The organism is Pseudomonas corrugata (assembly GCF_050920615.1).
Taxonomy (GTDB): Bacteria; Pseudomonadota; Gammaproteobacteria; order Pseudomonadales; family Pseudomonadaceae; genus Aquipseudomonas; species Aquipseudomonas corrugata.
Window position 1 is genome coordinate 53,433 of sequence record NZ_CP130434.1, and the last position, 17,232, is coordinate 70,664.

13 protein-coding genes are annotated in these 17,232 nt (G+C 62.1%); 10 read left to right on the forward strand and 3 right to left on the reverse strand.

Going from position 1 to position 17,232, the window contains the following annotated elements:
* The first annotated feature begins 11 nt into the window (after window positions 1–11).
* From tssM to QZH45_RS00270, 3 genes are read left to right on the forward strand one after another with little or no spacing between them, the layout of a single operon-like run.
* On the forward strand, window positions 12–3,425 hold the full coding sequence (gene tssM, locus QZH45_RS00260) for a type VI secretion system membrane subunit TssM (protein WP_055134938.1): 3,414 nt from the start codon (window positions 12–14) through the stop codon (window positions 3,423–3,425).
* Entirely contained in the window at window positions 3,425–4,153 is a 729-nt protein-coding gene (locus QZH45_RS00265; protein ID WP_024780278.1) for a PP2C family protein-serine/threonine phosphatase, read from the forward strand. Before tssM ends, QZH45_RS00265 begins: the two co-directional genes overlap by 1 nt.
* Window positions 4,150–5,094 (forward strand): serine/threonine-protein kinase, encoded by a 945-nt coding sequence (locus QZH45_RS00270; RefSeq protein WP_055134937.1) that lies wholly within the window; start codon window positions 4,150–4,152, stop codon window positions 5,092–5,094. The genes QZH45_RS00265 and QZH45_RS00270 overlap by 4 nt, the downstream gene beginning before the upstream one ends.
* Window positions 5,095–5,243: 149 nt before the next feature.
* Here QZH45_RS00270 and QZH45_RS00275 read toward each other — a convergent pair whose 3' ends face one another.
* Window positions 5,244–6,101, reverse strand: a complete 858-nt coding sequence (locus QZH45_RS00275; RefSeq protein ID WP_055134936.1) for an SDR family oxidoreductase — start codon at window positions 6,099–6,101, stop codon at window positions 5,244–5,246.
* 188 nt (window positions 6,102–6,289) lie between these two features.
* Here QZH45_RS00275 and exbB point away from each other — a divergent pair, with 188 nt between their 5' ends.
* The 6 genes from exbB (at window position 6,290) to QZH45_RS00305 (ending at window position 13,280) form a co-directional block, all read left to right on the forward strand.
* Complete coding sequence (gene exbB / locus QZH45_RS00280; RefSeq protein WP_024780281.1) at window positions 6,290–7,285, forward strand: tonB-system energizer ExbB; 996 nt, start codon at window positions 6,290–6,292, stop codon at window positions 7,283–7,285.
* A gap of 6 nt (window positions 7,286–7,291) precedes the next feature.
* Window positions 7,292–7,720 (forward strand): TonB system transport protein ExbD, encoded by a 429-nt coding sequence (gene exbD / locus QZH45_RS00285; RefSeq protein WP_003206888.1) that lies wholly within the window; start codon window positions 7,292–7,294, stop codon window positions 7,718–7,720.
* Window positions 7,717–8,481, forward strand: coding sequence for an energy transducer TonB (locus QZH45_RS00290; RefSeq protein ID WP_069018359.1), 765 nt, complete (start codon window positions 7,717–7,719; stop codon window positions 8,479–8,481). Before exbD ends, QZH45_RS00290 begins: the two co-directional genes overlap by 4 nt.
* 316 nt (window positions 8,482–8,797) lie before the next feature.
* Entirely contained in the window at window positions 8,798–9,718 is a 921-nt protein-coding gene (locus QZH45_RS00295; protein ID WP_024780283.1) for a hydrogen peroxide-inducible genes activator, read from the forward strand.
* Between the two features lie 9 nt (window positions 9,719–9,727).
* Window positions 9,728–11,803: an ATP-dependent DNA helicase RecG gene (gene recG / locus QZH45_RS00300; RefSeq protein ID WP_055134935.1), complete on the forward strand. Its 2,076-nt coding sequence runs from the start codon at window positions 9,728–9,730 to the stop codon at window positions 11,801–11,803.
* 79 nt (window positions 11,804–11,882) lie between these two features.
* Complete coding sequence (locus QZH45_RS00305; RefSeq protein ID WP_024780285.1) at window positions 11,883–13,280, forward strand: aminoacyl-tRNA deacylase and HDOD domain-containing protein; 1,398 nt, start codon at window positions 11,883–11,885, stop codon at window positions 13,278–13,280.
* A 176-nt stretch (window positions 13,281–13,456) separates the two neighbouring features.
* Here the strand turns inward: QZH45_RS00305 and QZH45_RS00310 are convergent, their stop codons facing one another.
* Complete coding sequence (locus QZH45_RS00310) at window positions 13,457–13,834, reverse strand: helicase (RefSeq protein WP_024780286.1); 378 nt, start codon at window positions 13,832–13,834, stop codon at window positions 13,457–13,459.
* A 474-nt stretch (window positions 13,835–14,308) separates the two neighbouring features.
* On the opposite strand from QZH45_RS00310, the gene QZH45_RS00315 reads away from it, so the two are divergent.
* Window positions 14,309–14,623 (forward strand): DUF6124 family protein, encoded by a 315-nt coding sequence (locus QZH45_RS00315; RefSeq protein ID WP_024780287.1) that lies wholly within the window; start codon window positions 14,309–14,311, stop codon window positions 14,621–14,623.
* A gap of 1,622 nt (window positions 14,624–16,245) precedes the next feature.
* On the opposite strand, the gene tagQ is transcribed toward QZH45_RS00315, so the two are convergent.
* Entirely contained in the window at window positions 16,246–17,175 is a 930-nt protein-coding gene (gene tagQ / locus QZH45_RS00320; protein WP_024776814.1) for a type VI secretion system-associated lipoprotein TagQ, read from the reverse strand.
* Between the last annotated feature and the right edge of the window lie 57 nt (window positions 17,176–17,232).

The following is a 17,232-nucleotide window of genomic DNA, read 5'->3' on the forward strand; positions in this document are numbered from 1 at the left end:
AGGGATGTGTCATGAAATTTCTTTTCAGAAAAGTGGGCGCCTGGGTGCGTCCAGCCTGGGTCTGGACGTTGCTGCTGGTCCTCTGCGCGACACTGCTGGTCTGGTTCCTCGGGCCGCTGCTGGCAGTCGATGACTATAAGTTCTGGGCAAGCCCGACGGCACGTTTGCTGACCATCAGTGCACTGCTGCTGGGTTGGGGGCTGGCAATGGTATTCATCAGCGGGCGTACTGCCGCTGGCACGGAGCCCCAGGCAATCGACATCGACCGGCATCACCGCCTTCGCCAGGCCAGCATGGATGATGAACGACGCGAACTGCACTCGCGCTTCAAGGAAGCGTTGCGCACACCCAGGGCTTCACCTGTGCACTCCGGCCACAACCTGAACCTGCACAACAGGCTGCCCTGGTACTTGCTGATAGGCCCGCCAGCCTGCGGCAAGACCAGCCTGCTCGACCGCTCAGGCATTGAGTTCTTCATCAACAAGCCAGAACGCAAGCCTACGGACGACGCGCCGGCCACCCGGTATTGCGACTGGTACTTTTCCGAGCAGGCGGTGTTGGTCGATACCGCAGGGCGCTATCTGACCCAGGAGGACGCCGAAGTCGATGGCAGTGCATGGAACACCTTGCTCGGACGGCTACGCAAGCGTCGCCGCAATCGGCCCCTGAGTGGCGTGCTGGTCACTGTACCAATCGAGCTCCTGCGTAGCGGGAGCGAGGATGAGGTCATCACCCTGGCCAGTCACATCCGTGGTCGTTTGCAGGATATGCAACGGCAACTGCACGTGGATGCACCGATTTACCTGGTACTGAGCAAGGCAGACTGTGTGCCGGGCTTCAACGAGTTCTTCGATTCGCTGACTCGTGAGGACAGTGATCAGGTGCTGGGGGCGACGTTCGGTCGGAACCAGCGAGGCACTGACGTGACTGTGCTGCGGGATGAACTCGAGACACTGCTGCACCGGCTTAACAGCCAGGTAATCATGCGAATGCATGAGGAGCGCGACCTCCAGCGTCGCAGTCATATTCTCGACTTTCCTCATCAGTTGGGACAGATCAGCGCCAACCTGTGCCTGCTGGTCGAAAAAGCTTTCACCGGTAGCGTCTGCCCGCTGCGTGGGTTCTACCTGACCAGCGCCTCGCCGTCCGGCCGCCCACGGTTCATCCAATCACTCCTCAATCGGGTCATTTTCCCCGAAGCCGATCTGGCTGGCCTAGATAAGCGCGAGCGCAGCCGTATCCACTGGGGCCAGCGAGCCCTGTACCTGGGGGCACTGTCAGCACTCGGCCTGTTCGGGCTGTTGTGGGCGAACGGTTTTTCGACCAACCATGAACGCCTGGAACACTTGCGTACATTGGCACAACGCTGGGAGCAACAGCACTCCGCCCTGCAACCGAATGATGATTGGCTCGCTCCGAGGGAATCACTCGATACACGTTTCGCAGCCACGCGGATTTTCCCTCCCGCCGCAGAGATGCCACTGCATGAGCGCACCGGCTTGTATCAGGGCGAACTGAGCGAACCGGCCGTGACTGATGCCTACAGGCGTGAATTGCAAGAGCAATTGCTGCCACGGGTCACGCGGATGCTTGAAGGACATATCCGAGACAATCTGGATAACCGCGAGCATCTGTTCAACAGTCTGCGCGCGTATCTGATGCTGAACCTGCCTGAACGACGCGATGGCCCGTGGCTCAAGGATCGGGTTGCTCGCGATTGGTCCTTGCGTTACCCCGGCAACACGGCACTCCAGGATGGTTTGAGTGGTCACCTCGAGCGCTTGTTGCAACAACCGTTTACCCAACTGCTCAATGAATCGCTAGTGACTGAGGCCCGGGAAGTTCTGCGCAGCGAGTCCATGGCCGCCGTGGCTTATCGCATGCTGCGCGAGCAGGCCAGACACCTGCCGCAATACCGGCTCAGCCAGCACCTGGGCCCACAAGGGCCGCTGTTGGTCGGCATCGACCATCCGATTCCCGGCTTCTATACACGCCGAGGGTATGAGCACTACTTCTCGGTTCAGGGCATGACACTGATCACCGAACTGCTGCGGGACAACTGGGTATTGGGCGAAGGAACAACCCTCAGCGGCGGGGACTTGCGACGCCTGATAACCGAACTCGAACAGCTGTATTTTCACGACTACGCCGACCATTGGAGCGAAGCCATCGGACAGGCAGCCTTGCAATCGCTCGGCGGCACTGGCGAAGGGGCCGAACAACTGGCGGGGCTGACATCCGCCCATTCGCCGATTCTGCAGATGCTGGTGCAGGTACGCGATAACACGCGGCTCCAGACCGCTGCCGAACGTATCGACGAGGCGATGCCTGGAGTCGGAGATGGCGCTGGCGTGCAACTGGTTGCCACCACTCAAAAAATCTCCGGGAGCCTCGTCGAGAAATTACCGAACACCGCACACAAATCCCTGCAGCGGCGCTTCGAACCCTTGCACCGTCTGCTGGCCCCCGACAACGGCCCTTCTGCCGACCTGACCCAAGCCCTGCGTGCCCTCGACGAAGTCCAGCTGCAATTGGCGAGCGTGGCCCGTGCCAGCGTACCAGAGCAGGCCGCATTCGAACTGGCCAGGAGCCGTATGAGCGGCAAGCGTGACGCCCTGAGCAACCTGCGTGATGCCTCCACTCGTCTGCCCCGGCCGATCAGCGCGTGGTTCAACAGGCTGGCCGACGACAGCTGGCGTCTGGTGCTCAACGACTCATACCGTTTTGTGAACCAGCGCTATCAGAGCGAGCTGTACGGTTTCTACGGCAAAGCAATCAACAAGCGGTATCCGTTCAGCGCCCACAGCGCCAGTGACGTTGCGATCAATGACTTCCGGGAGTTCTTCAAGGACGAAGGTATTGTCGATCGCTTCTTCGAGCGTTACCTGCAACCTTTCGTCAGCGGCGCTGCTGGGCACTACCGACTTCGCGGCGTCGACGGCCAGAGTTTGCCGATGTCCCGAGCCTTCCTGGATCAACTGACCGCGGCGCACACCATCCGCCGGAGTTTTTTCGCCGAGAACCCGGCCGAGCCGCAGGTACAGTTCAAACTTGAGCCGTACACGCTCGACCCGGCAGTGAGCCGCTCCGAATTCCGCTTCGGTGACAAGGCGCTTGAGTACCGTCACGGCCCGATCCTGCCCATAGCGTTCACCTGGCCGAGTGACGCGCAAGACGGTCGGGCCGCCCTGGTACTGGAAAAATGGGTCGGGCGCGGCGTGGGCATCGAGAAAAACACCGGACCGTGGTCGCTGTTTCGTCTCTTTGACCTGATGGAAACCGAATACCTGACCGGACGCGACGTACGGGTGCTCAAGGCAGACCTGGGGGGCCTGCGGGCCAACTTCCTGTTGATGAGCCAACGCACGCCAAACCCTTTCGACATGAGCGCACTGCGTACATTCCGAATGCCGGTACAGCTCTGATGCATGGCGCAGATACCTGGCGCAGCGCGGCGCGCACGGACCCTGGCAAACTCCGGTCACGCAACGAGGATGCCTTTCTCGACTACCCGCAGCAGGGGTTGTGGGCGGTAGCCGACGGGATGGGTGGGTATGGCGGCGGTGATATCGCCAGTCAGTTGATTGTCGCCAACCTGGCGGCGCTGCCGCTGCACCAAGACCTGAGGGAGCGTTCCAAGGCCGTGCGCCAATGCCTGCGCTGGACCAATCGACGACTCAGCCAGGAACTGACCATCACCGCCGAACAGCATCCCGCCATCATGGGCAGCACCGTAGTGGTATTGCTCCTGGAAGGTGATCGGGGTGCGTGCATCTGGGCAGGCGACAGTCGTTGTTACCTATGGCGTGGTCGACGGTTGTACCAACTATCCAAGGACCACTCGTTGCAACAACAACTGATCAGCAAGCAACACCTGAGCGTCGACGAGGCCAGCGCCCATCCCGCGGCCAAAGCGTTGACCCGTGCGGTGGGCGCCGCGCCAGAGCTGACACTGGAAGTGCTGGAACTGGACGTTCAGCCCGGCGACACGTTTTTGCTGTGCAGTGACGGCTTGCATCAGGACCTCACCGGCCAAACCCTGGGAGATGGGCTAAGCCTGGCCTCACCACAGATGGCGCTGGATTATCTGTTTGAACAGGTACTGCACGGCTCGGCACGGGATAACCTGACGGCTGTGGTGATTACACAGTGACACTTCCTGAAGCCCCCCCGCCCCCTCAGTCCACGTATGTCGCGTTCGCTGGTCGTCCATCTGCCAAGCCGCCAGGACAACGGTGCATCGGCGAAATGCCGGACGTCCTCGCGGGACGCTATCGCCTTGAACACCTGCTCGGTGCTGGTGGCATGGGTGTTGTGTACCGCGCACGAGACCTGCTGCAAGAGCAATACAGCGACCCTGATCCGTACATTGCACTGAAAATGCTCAATGAGGACGTTGATCAGTCCCCCGACGCCAGTGCCCTGCTCTACAGCGAATTCACCCTGACCCGACGATTGCATCATCCGAACCTGCTGCGTCCCTACACCTTCGAAGTGGATGCGAACCGGCAACGGGCTTTCATCACCATGGACCTGATGCGCGGCCTGACCCTGGACAAACTGCTCTGCGAGCGCCCTCTCGGATTGCCTTGGCATGAATGGTGCGCGATTGCCGTGCCCCTGCTTGATGCTTTGGCCTACATCCATCGCCGAGGTGTTCTGCACGGCGATGTGAAACCAAGCAATGTAATGCTGAGCGAAGACGGCGTGCGCCTGTTCGATTTCGGCTTGGGCCTGGCAACAGAAGGCCCCTTGAAAGACCTGCCCCACCTGAATCGCAATCGCCTCAACGCCTGGACCCCAGGCTATGCCGCGCCTGAACTGTTGGACGGCTCGCCGCTGTCGACGGGTGCCGATGTCTATGGCGTGGCTTGCGTGTTGTATGAACTGGTGGGCGGCAGGCATCCATTCCGCCGCTTACCTTCGACCCAGGCCCGCGATGACGGACTGGAACGTGAGCTCAAGGCCCCGCCCAACCTGCCCAGGCGCTGCTGGCCAGCACTCCGAACGGCCCTGGCGCTCGACCCGGGGCGACGCAATATCGGCGCGGCTCAGTTGCGTGATGCCCTGGGGAGTGTTTCGTCCTGGTGGTGAGGGGGGTGGGACGAGATGCAGTACCTGCCAACCGACCTCAAAAACCGCCCGCGCAAGCGATCTGTCAGTCGACATCAGTGTTGACTGCTACGGCCTCATCGCGAGCAGGCTCGCTCCCACAGGGGGTCTGCGTTTGGCTCACTGGCCTTTCAGCAACGCCCTTCCAGAATCGCCGCATAGCCTTCGCGAAAGCTCGGGTAGCGCGGGGTCCAGCCCAGGGCTTTGGCCCGGGCGTTGCTGCAGCGCTTGCTGCCGGCGCGGCGCACGCTGGCGTCTTCAGCCCATTCGGTGACACCCATGTATTCGCGCAGCCAGCCCACCACATCGGCGAGTGCGGCGGGGGCATCGTCGACGCCGATGTAGCAGTCGTCGAGGGGTTTGCCCTGGCGATCCGCTTCCAGCAGAAACGCCAGCAGGCCTGCCGCGTCGTCGGCGTGGATGCGGTTGGCGTACAGCGGCGGGTCGACCACCACGCGGTAGCCCTGGCGCACCTGGCTCAACAGCCATTCGCGGCCCGGGCCGTAGATGCCGGTCAGGCGCACGCGGCTGGCCGGGATGCCGCTGTCGAGGGCCAGTTGCTCGGCTTCGAGCATTAACCGGCCGGAATAACCGCCGGCCTCGGTGGGCGAGGTTTCATCGACCCACTCCCCCGCTTTCTGTCCGTATACGCTGCTGCTGGACACGAACAGCAACCGTTTGGGCTGCTGGCCATGCTGCTTCAACCAGCCCAACACATGTTGTAACCCTTCAATGTAGGCGGCCCGATAGCCCGCTTCGTCATGCTCGGTGGCGGCGGCGCTGTACACCAGGTAATCCAGCGGCCCGGTCGGCCAAGCGGCTGGGCATTGCGCGCTGAACAAATCCCCCGCCACCCCGATAACCCCCGCCAGCAGGCTCGAAACCGAGCGTCGCAAGCCATAGACCTGCCAATGTTCGGCCAGCAACTGGCTGGCGAGGCGGCCGCCAATATCACCGCAACCGGCGATCAAAACAGAAGACGCGGACATCAGGATCTCCTCTGGATAAAGCCGCAGACTAGCGCGCGCAAGAGGCGGGCGGCTAGGAATGCAGGAAAAAAAGATACTCTATTACTTTTGCTAACAAGAATTACTTGCAATAATGCACCCCACTTTTGTTCTCGGCCTCACGAGGCCTGGAAGAACATCGACTTCTTTTCCTCTCAGGTCCGGCCAGCATGAAACGCTCTCTATCCTCCGCTTCGCCAACCAACCGACCTCGCGCCTGGGGCGCCGTGGCAGCGCTGTTTTTCAGCCTGTTGCTGCCGCCTGCTGCCGCGTTCGCCGACGCCGCCATCCCTGCAGCCGCCAACGAACCCGCCGCGAACACCCAGGCAGACGTACCGAGAAACCCTGACGGCAGCGTCGATACCTCGGCCCTCTCGCCCGAAACACAAAAGGCGCTGGCTGAATTCGGTGAAGCCATGAAGCATCTGGGAGAAGAGCAGAAGGACGACAACTCCCTGGGCATGGCCCACGACCTGTCCCCATGGGGCATGTACCAGAACGCCGACATCATCGTGAAACTGGTGATGATTGGCCTGGCGATCGCTTCGATCATCACCTGGACCATCTGGATCGCCAAGGGCTTCGAGCTGATGGGCGCCAAGCGTCGCTTGCGCGGTGAAATCGCGGCCCTGAAGAAAGCCACCACCCTCAAGGAAGCCAGCGCCACGGCGGCGAAAGAAGGCACCCTGGCCAACCTGCTGGTGCACGACGCGCTCGAAGAAATGCGCCTGTCGACCAACAGCCGCGAGAAGGAAGGCATCAAGGAACGCGTGAGCTTCCGCCTCGAGCGCCTGGTGGCTGCCTGCGGTCGCAACATGAGCAGCGGCACCGGCGTACTCGCCACCATCGGTTCCACGGCGCCGTTCGTGGGCCTGTTCGGCACCGTGTGGGGCATCATGAACAGCTTCATCGGCATCGCCAAGACCCAGACTACCAACCTTGCCGTCGTCGCCCCCGGCATTGCCGAAGCGTTGCTGGCAACCGCCCTCGGGCTGGTGGCGGCCATTCCTGCCGTGGTCATCTACAACGTGTTCGCTCGCTCCATCGCCGGCTACAAGGCCCAGGTGTCCGACGCTTCGGCCGAAGTGCTGCTGCTGGTCAGCCGCGACCTCGACCACCAGCCCCCCGAGCGCAGCTCGCAACCGCACATGGTGAAAGTGGGGTAAACAGCCATGGGCCTGCATTTGAAGGAAGGCGCAGACGACGATCTGGCCGAGAACCACGAAATCAATGTCACGCCGTTCATCGACGTGATGCTGGTGCTGCTGATCATCTTCATGGTGGCCGCTCCGCTGGCGACCGTGGACATCAAGGTTGATCTCCCGGCGTCGACGGCCAAGCCATCGCCGCGTCCGGAAAAACCAGTGTTCCTCAGCGTCAAGGCCGACCAGCGCCTGTTTCTGGGCGAAGACGAGGTCAAGGCCGAAACCCTCGGTGCCACCCTCGATGCCAAGACCCAGGGCAAGAAGGACACGACGATCTTCTTCCAGGCCGATAAGGGTGTGGACTACGGCGACCTGATGAGTGTGATGGACGCCCTGCGCGGTGCCGGCTACTTGAAGGTCGGCCTGGTCGGACTCGAGACGGCGCCGAAAAAATGATCAATACGCGCCAAAAGCTGACGCGTTACGGGGCTAGTCTGGCGGTGGTGTTGGGCGTGCATGCGCTCGCCATCGCGCTGGCGCTGAACTGGACATCGCGCCCGCCCATCGAATTGCCGCCCCAAGCCATGATGGTCGAGCTGGCACCGCTGCCGGCTCCACCACCGCCGGCACCGCCGAAAGTCGTCACGCCGCCGCGGCCACCGGAGCCGGTTGAAGAACTGCCATTGCCGAAAGTCGCCGAAGCGCCGAAGCCGGAGATCTCCGTGCCCAAGCCGGTCAAGCCCAAGCCCAAACCTCAACCACCCAAGCCCAAGCCCAAGCCCGTGGAGGAGAAAAAGCCGGAGCCGCCCAAGGAAGAGCCGTCGGAGAAGAAGCCGAGCGACACCCAGCCGACCCAGGCCCCGACCGAGAAGTCCGCGCAACCGGCCCCTGGTCCGTCGCCTGCGCAAATGGCAGCCAAGGCCAGTTGGCAAGGCAAGCTACTGACGCACCTGGCCAAGTACAAGAAGTACCCGCTCAGGGCCCGGCAGATGAACAAGGAAGGCACCAACCGCCTGCGCTTCGTGGTGGACGCTCAAGGTAACGTGCTGTCGTTCAAACTGGTGGACAGCGCCGGCACGGAGTCCCTGGACAAGGCCACCCTGGACATGATCCGTGACGCCCAGCCGCTGCCCAAGCCGCCGGCCGAAATGCTGACCAATGGCTCCGTCGAAATCGTCGCGCCGTTTGTGTATTCCATCGAGAAGCGTCGGCGCTGAGCCCCCCTGAAAGCCCCTGCGACAGAAAGGGGCTGCTTCATTGTGGCGAGGGGATTTATCCCCGCTGGGCTGCGCAGCGGCCCCAAAGCGGTGTGTCTGGCACAGAGAGGTAGGTTGAGGGGCGCTGCGCGCCCCAGCGGGGATAAATCCCCTCGCCACAGATAAATCCCCTCGCCACAGGATAAATCCCTCACCACAAGCCAAATCCCCTCGCCATAGACACATTGGACAGTGTCACACCGCGCCCTCTGTCTGATAACGTGCGTCTATCGATTGCAGCCGGTATGCTTGGTTTGCAACTTCACGGACGCTCGCCATGACCCTCACAGAATTACGCTACATCGTGACCCTCGCCCAAGAGCAGCACTTTGGCCATGCGGCCGAGCGTTGCCATGTCAGCCAGCCGACGCTGTCGGTCGGTGTGAAAAAGCTCGAAGATGAACTCGGCGTGCTGATTTTCGAGCGCAGCAAGAGCGCCGTGCGCCTGACGCCGGTGGGCGAGGGCATCGTCGCCCAGGCGCAGAAAGTGCTTGAGCAGGCCCAGGGCATCCGCGAGCTGGCCCAGGCCGGCAAGAACCAGCTGACCGCTCCGTTGAAAGTCGGCGCCATCTACACCGTCGGCCCGTACCTGTTCCCGCACCTGATTCCGCAACTGCACCGGGTTGCCCCGCAGATGCCGTTGTACATCGAAGAAAACTTCACCCACGTGCTGCGGGACAAGCTGCGTAACGGCGAGCTGGACGCGATCATCATCGCCCTGCCCTTCAACGAAGCCGACGTGTTGACCCTGCCGCTCTATGACGAACCGTTTTACGTGCTGATGCCAGCCCAGCATCCCTGGACCCAGAAAAAGTCCATCGACGCCGGCCTGCTCAATGACAAGAGCCTGCTGTTGCTCGGCGAGGGCCACTGTTTCCGCGACCAGGTGCTTGAGGCTTGCCCGACCCTGACCAAGGGCAGCGAAGGCGCCAAGCACACCACGGTGGAATCCAGTTCCCTGGAAACCATCCGCCACATGGTCGCCTCGGGCCTGGGCATTTCGATCCTGCCGTTGTCGGCGGTGGACAGCCACCACTACGCCCCTGGGGTGATCGAAGTCCGCCCGATGACGGCGCCCGTGCCGTTCCGTACCGTTGCCATTGCCTGGCGCGCCAGCTTCCCGCGGCCCAAGGCCATCGAGATCCTCGCTGACTCGATCCGCCTGTGCTCCGTGGCCAAGCCGCCTTCGGTCAAGTAAGCCTCGGCCATGACTGAGTTGTCCAAAGTCCCGGTCACGACACTCAAGGGTGTCGGTGAAGCCATGGCCGAGAAACTGGCCAAGGTCGGTCTGGAAAACCTCCAGGACGTGCTGTTCCACCTGCCCCTGCGTTACCAGGACCGCACCCGCGTGGTGCCCATTGGCCATTTGCGGCCGGGGCAGGATGCGGTGATCGAAGGCACCGTGAGCGGCGCCGACGTGGTCATGGGCCGCCGCCGTAGCCTGGTGGTGCGCCTGCAGGACGGCACCGGCGGGCTCAGCTTGCGCTTCTATCACTTCAGCAATGCACAGAAGGAAGGCCTCAAGCGGGGCACCCGCGTGCGTTGCTACGGCGAGGCGCGGCCCGGTGCGTCGGGGCTGGAGATCTATCACCCGGAATACCGCGCCATCACCGGCGACGAACCGCCGCCGGTGGACGAAACCCTGACCCCGGTCTATCCGCTCACCGAGGGCCTGACTCAGCAACGCTTGCGCCAGCTCTGCCAGCAGACCCTGACCCTGCTGGGCCCCAGCAGCCTGCCCGACTGGCTGCCCAAGGAACTGGCCCGAGACTATCAACTGGCACCGCTGGCCGATGCGATTCGTTACCTGCACCACCCGCCAGCCGATGCCGATGTCGAGGAACTGGCCCTCGGTCATCACTGGGCCCAGCACCGGCTGGCCTTCGAAGAGCTGCTGACCCACCAACTATCGCAACAACGCCTGCGCGAAAGCCTGCGTTCGCTGCGCGCCCCGGCCATGCCCAAGGCCCGGGACCTGCCGGCGCGCTACCTGGCCAACCTGGGCTTCACGCCAACCGGAGCCCAGCAACGGGTCGGCAATGAAATCGCCTATGACCTGAGCCAGCCCGAGCCAATGCTGCGGCTGATCCAGGGCGACGTGGGTGCCGGCAAGACGGTGGTCGCCGCACTCGCCGCGCTCCAGGCCCTGGAGGCCGGTTACCAGGTGGCGCTGATGGCGCCCACCGAGATTCTCGCCGAGCAGCATTTCATCACCTTCCAGCGCTGGCTTGAACCCTTGGGCATCGAAGTCGCCTGGCTGGCGGGCAAGCTCAAGGGCAAGAACCGCATCGCCGCCCTGGCGCAGATCGCCGAAGGCGCACCGATGGTGGTGGGCACCCATGCGCTGTTCCAGGACGAGGTGCAGTTCAAGAACCTGGCCCTGGTGATCATCGACGAACAGCACCGCTTCGGCGTGCAACAACGCCTGGCCCTGCGGCAGAAAGGCGTGGGCGGGCGGATGTGCCCGCATCAGTTGATCATGACCGCCACGCCGATTCCGCGCACCCTGGCCATGAGCGCCTACGCTGACCTCGACACCTCGATCCTCGACGAACTGCCCCCCGGACGCACCCCGGTCAATACCGTGCTGGTCACCGATACCCGGCGGGTCGAAGTGATCGAACGGGTGCGCAGCGCCTGCGCCGAGGGGCGGCAGGCCTACTGGGTCTGCACGTTGATCGAGGAATCCGAAGAGCTGACCTGTCAGGCCGCCGAAACCACTTACGAAGACCTCACCGCCGCCCTCGGTGAGTTGAAGGTCGGGCTGATCCACGGCCGCATGAAACCCGCCGAAAAAGCCGCCGTCATGGCCGAATTCAAGGCCGGAGCCCTGCAATTGCTGGTCGCCACCACGGTGATCGAAGTCGGTGTGGACGTACCCAACGCCAGCCTGATGATTATCGAAAACCCCGAGCGCCTGGGCCTCGCGCAGCTGCACCAGCTACGCGGTCGGGTCGGCCGGGGCAGCGCCGCCAGCCATTGCGTGTTGCTGTATCACCCGCCGCTGTCGCAGATCGGCCGCCAGCGCCTGGGTATCATGCGTGAAACCAATGATGGTTTCGTCATCGCCGAAAAAGACCTCGAGTTGCGCGGCCCAGGTGAAATGCTCGGCACGCGCCAGACCGGTCTGCTTCAATTCAAGGTAGCCGACCTGATGCGCGACGCCGATCTGCTCCCTGCGGTACGCAACGCCGCCCAGGCTCTGCTGGAACGCTGGCCCGACCACGTCAGCCCGCTGCTGGACCGCTGGCTGCGCCACGGGCAGCAATACGGCCAAGTGTGAGCATGCTCGCAGTTTCCGGGCGCACCTGCCTCGGCAAGCTGGTTATACTGCTCGACTTGTAGGAAAACGGATACAGACCATGACTGAAGCTGCCCTCGCCCCCGAAATTCCTCACGCTCCGTCAGTGATTCGGCAGCTGCTCGAGAAATTAGGCATCGGCTTTGACGAAGTGACCGAACGACCGAGCCTGAATCCTGCCCGCAAAGTACAGGCGGTTCTGCTGCACGACGCCGTAGGCGCGCTCATGGTGCTGTTTCCACAAAGCCAGCTCCTGGACCTCAACCGCCTGGCCGAACTCACCGGTCGCAAACTCACGGCGGTACCGACCGAACGCCTGGAGCGCATGCTAGGCAAACACAACCTGAGCCTGCTGCCCGGCCTGCCGGCGCTGACCAGCTCGCCGTGTCTGTACGAAGAAAGCCTGCTGCGCGAGCCCAAGCTGCTGATCCATTCGGGTGAGCCGGGGGTGCTGCTGGAAATCACCAGCGAGGCCTTCAAGAGCATGCTCACCAAGGCCAGCGCCGCGACGTTCGGCGAGCCCGTGAGCAATGTCACCCCAAACCTGGACCGCCCGCACGACGACCGCGCGGAAATCACCCAGGCTGTACAGGCTTTCACCGCGCGCCGGATCCAGCAACGACTGGAAGAAACCATCGAAATCCCGCCGCTGGCGGAAACCGCGCAAAAAATCATCAAGCTGCGGGTCGACCCTGACGCCACCATCGACGACATCACCGGTGTCGTCGAAACCGACCCGGCCCTGGCCGCGCAGGTGGTGAGCTGGGCGGCATCGCCCTACTACGCCTCGCCGGGCAAGATCCGTTCGGTGGAAGACGCCATCGTCCGGGTGCTGGGCTTCGACCTGGTGATCAACCTGGCGCTGGGCCTCGCCCTGGGCAAGACCCTGAGCCTGCCCAAGGACCACCCGCAGCACGCCACGCCGTACTGGCAGCAGTCGATCTACACCGCCGCCGTCATCGAAGGCCTGACCCGCGCCATGCCCCGTGCCCAGCGCCCGGAAGGCGGCCTGACGTACCTGTCCGGCCTGCTGCACAATTTCGGCTACTTGCTGCTGGCCCACGTGTTCCCGCCGCACTTCTCGTTGATCTGCCGCCACCTGGAGGTCAACCCGCACCTGTGCCACAGCTACGTGGAACAACACCTGCTGGGCATCAGCCGGGAACAGATCGGCGCCTGGCTGATGCGTTACTGGGACATGCCCGACGAACTGGCCACCGCCCTGCGCTTCCAGCACGACCCGCACTACGACGGCGACTATGCCGCCTACCCGAACCTGGTCTGCCTGGCCGTGCGCCTGCTGCGGGCCCGTAGCGTCGGCTCAGGCCCGGACGAAGAGATTCCCGATGCACTGCTCGAGCGTGTGGGCTTGACGCGGGAGAAGGCTAACGATGTGGTCAGCAAAGTGCTGGAAGCTGAAGTGTTGCTGCGGGAGTTGGCTTCGCAGTTCCATGGCTGAAGGCCACACCGGGTCACTGCGTCACCGAGCCTTTGTGACGAGGGGATTTATCCCCGCTGGGCTGCGTAGCAGCCCTAAAATCTGTATGCCGGGTGTGTCAGGCTGATTGCATCCAACCTTGTTGGGGCTGCTTTGCAGCCCAACGGGGATAAATCCCCTCGCCACAAAGGCAGTCGCTAGGCTTTCGCCTTCTTCGGCTTCAGATACCGCATCAACCCCTGGAACCAGATCACCAGCGCCGGGTTGCCCTTGATCTGGATCGACTTCTCCTGAATCCCGTTCATGAACGCCAGTTGCTTGTTCTTGGCCTGCATCGTGGCGAAGCCGTAGGCGGCGTCCTTGAAGGCGATGGCGAAGGCCGGGGTTGGGTAAGTGCCGGAGTGGCTGGTGATGCGCTGATTCTTCACGGTGAAATGCCGGGCGACCTTGCCGTCCAGGGTTTGCAGCTGGAACACGAGTTCCTTGTCGCCCAATTGTTGCTGAAACGCTGGATTGGTCCGACTGGCCTTGCCCATCAGCAAGCCCAGCATCCACAGCAGGAAACGAAATTTCATGGGCAACGTCTCGAAGAAAGATGAATGGCTGGCGCAGTTTAGCGGTTCTTCGGCTAAACGCCATCATCTGATCGATTTAACCGGAGATGAATAGCTTTTCTTGCAAGATGACTGCTAAGTCACGTCTTACAGATAAATGCCTCGGCTTTCATTTTCGTCAGCCGCTTCGGATATTTCCTGCAAAACGCCGGGCTGTTCATGAACTAGGCAGTGTGCCGAGGCACCGATAACCTTTGTTCGTCATCGCAAAAAACGGTGACACGGACGTGCAAGTCCGAGTAAAACAGCCACCTCAAAATGCCTCCGTCGATTCAAGGCGCGTTCGTGCCTGTGTTCTATGGCGGCTGTGTTCGGGAGACTCTTGAAGTCTGCCGGGGTTTGGTTGGCTTTACCCGGTCTTGCACACTCGCTCACAGCTGCCACCTTCAATCGCGTGCAAGCGGTTCAAAGTGGTTCTCCATTGGAAAACCAACCATGTTCAAAGTCACTCCGAATCCGCCGAACCCGGCAAAGTCCCGCGTCGAAGCCTCCGAAGCCAAAAAACACGAAGACGCCGCCACCCGCGCCCTCGATTACTACCTCAACCCCCAACCCTCCCCGCCTGAAGCCGACAAGCACCAGCTCTTCATTGTCGCCCCCCACATCGACACCGAAACCCTGCTGGCCGATGATGTCGACGACTCGCGCCGTTGCATTGCCCTGGCGATCAGTCGCATGGCCGATGGGGTTCAGTTGTTGGTGGAGCGGGCGCTGGATCGTCTGGAAGCGCAGGAGACGGCGGCGGGGTAATCTCGGCAGGTCTGGCGCCATCGCGAGCAAGCTTTGCTCCCACAGGTTCAACTCCACAGCCGAAAGTGACAGGTCGGCTATAAGGCCGCCTTGCTTTTGCTTTGCTTTTGATCTTCGGGCCCCGTTAACCACGACGGCCGAACGCAGGCATTGCGCAGTGGGCATCCCGGCATGGATGCCGGGATAGCCGCGCTGGGCCATGGATGGCCCTTCGCGGCGGGCCCACGGAGCAATGCCGGAGTGAGGGCACACCGAGCCTAGGCGAGGTGCCGAGTGGTGGGGCCAAGCCTTTTTTGCTTACTTTTTTTGGCGTCTGAAAAAAGTAAGCCGCCGTAAGGGCGGAACCCTAAGTGGCCGTTACCGCAGCAATGGATATGTACTCGACGCAGGACCGCCATCGCGAGCAGGCTCGCTCCCACAAGGGAATCGGGGATAACGCGGATACTGCGGCCAACACAAAACAACTGTGGGAGCGAGCCTGCTCGCGATGGCGGGGTGTCAGTCGGCAGCGATACCAACTGAACCGACGCTATCGCGAGCAAGCTTTGCTCCCACAGGTTCAACTCCACAGCCGAAAGTGACAGGTCGGCTATAAGGCCGCCTTGCTTTTGCTTTGCTTTTGATCTTCGGGCCCCGTTAACCACGACGGCCGAACGCAGGCATTGCGCAGTGGGCATCCCGGCATGGATGCCGGGATAGCCGCGCTGGGCCATGGATGGCCCTTCGCGGCGGGCCCACGGAGCAATGCCAGAGTGAGGGCATGCCGAGCCTAGGCGAGGCACCGAGTGGTGGGGCCAAGCCTTTTTTGCTTACTTTTTTTGGCGTCTGAAAAAAAGTGAGCCGCCGTAAGGGCGGAACCCTAAGTGGCCGTTACCGCAGCAATGGATATGTACTCGACGCAAGACCGCCATCGCGAGCAGGCTCGCTCCCACAAGGGAATCGGGGATAACGCGGATACTGCGGCCAACACAAAACAACTGTGGGAGCGAGCCTGCTCGCGATGGCGGGGTGTCAGTCGGCAGCGATACCAACTGAACCGACGCTATCGCGAGCAAGCTTTGCTCCCACAGGTTCAACTCCACAGCCGAAAGTGACAGGTCGGCTATAAGGCCGCCTTGCTTTTGCTTTGCTTTTGATCTTCAGGCCCCATTAACCACGACGGCCGAACGCAGGCATTGCGCAGTGGGCATCCCGGCATGGATGCCGGGATAGCCGCGCTGGGCCATGGATGGCCCTTCGCGGCGGGCCCACGGAGCAATGCCGGAGTGAGGGCACACCGAGCCTAGGCGAGGTGCCGAGTGGTGGGGCCAAGCCTTTTTTGCTTACTTTTTTTGGCGTCTGAAAAAAAGTGAGCCGCCGTAAGGGCGGAACCCTAAGTGGCCGTTACCGCAGCAATGGATATGTACTCGACGCAAGACCGCCATCGCGAGCAGGCTCGCTCCCACAAGGGAATCGGGGATAACGCGGATACTGCGGCCAACACAAAACAACTGTGGGAGCGAGCCTGCTCGCGATGGCGGAGGACCAGTCGACATTGAAGCCAACTGAACCGACGCCATCGCGAGCAGGCTCGCTCCCACAGGGTTTATGCAGTGATCAAATGATCAGCAGCAATCACTCAATCAAACATTCGGGCAAGGAACCGGTGCCCAGTCGCCCAGGTCCGGGTTTTTGCACATGCTGTTGACCTGAGTGGTGCCGGCGCTGGCGACCTGCTTGCTTTCATCCTGCTTGGCCTTGGCGGTCTGCAGGGTTTTCTCGGTGGTGACCGCTTCTTTCGGCACGGTTGGCAAAACACGTTTTTTCGCCGGTTTCACGGCTTTCTTGGTCTTGGTGGTTACGACTGGGGTGGTTTCGGCGGTTGCCACGGTGACCACGTCAGTGCGCTGCACGCCCACTTGCTGCAGGTCTTTCTCGTAGGCCTGGGTGTAGTTGTTCAGGTCTTCGGAGGCTTTGCCGTTGACCGCGACGATCAGGTCGTTGGACTCTTTCAGGCCAGCGACGATTTCCGCCAGGCGCTTGCGGCCTTCGGTATCGTTGACGGTCTTGGCTTTGCGGTCGGCGACCAGTTTGGTAAAGGCGCTCTGGTAGCACTGCTGCGAAGACTTGGCATAGGCGGTGCTACGGTCGATGTCGCTCACGCTCTTGTTGACGTCGGCGGCGTAGGAGGCGATGCGCTGGTTGTCATCGGCGATCTGCTTCTGGCGCTCGTTGTAGTAACCCACTGCGCCGCCCGCCAGGGCACCGCCTGCTGCGCCGATGGCAGCATTGCGTCCACGCTTATCGGAATCGCCAGAGAGGGCACCCAGCAGCGCTCCGCCCACCGCGCCCACGGCTGCGCCGGTGATCACCGACTTGGTCATGTCGCCCTCGGTAGCGCGCAGGTGCTGCACCGGCTCGTAGCAGTTCGGGTAGTACTCGACCTTGGTGCTCGATGCGACCTTGGACGTCGGCGACGTCGCGCAACCTGTCAGTACGGTGCTGAAGCCGACAGCGACCATCAGCAAGTGACGCTTGGAAACCGAAGTAGAAGGTTTACGGGAGAAAAGCATAGTTGTGTTCTCTTTTAAGTTTTGACCAACTCATCACGGCCCGACGCCGCCTGAGTT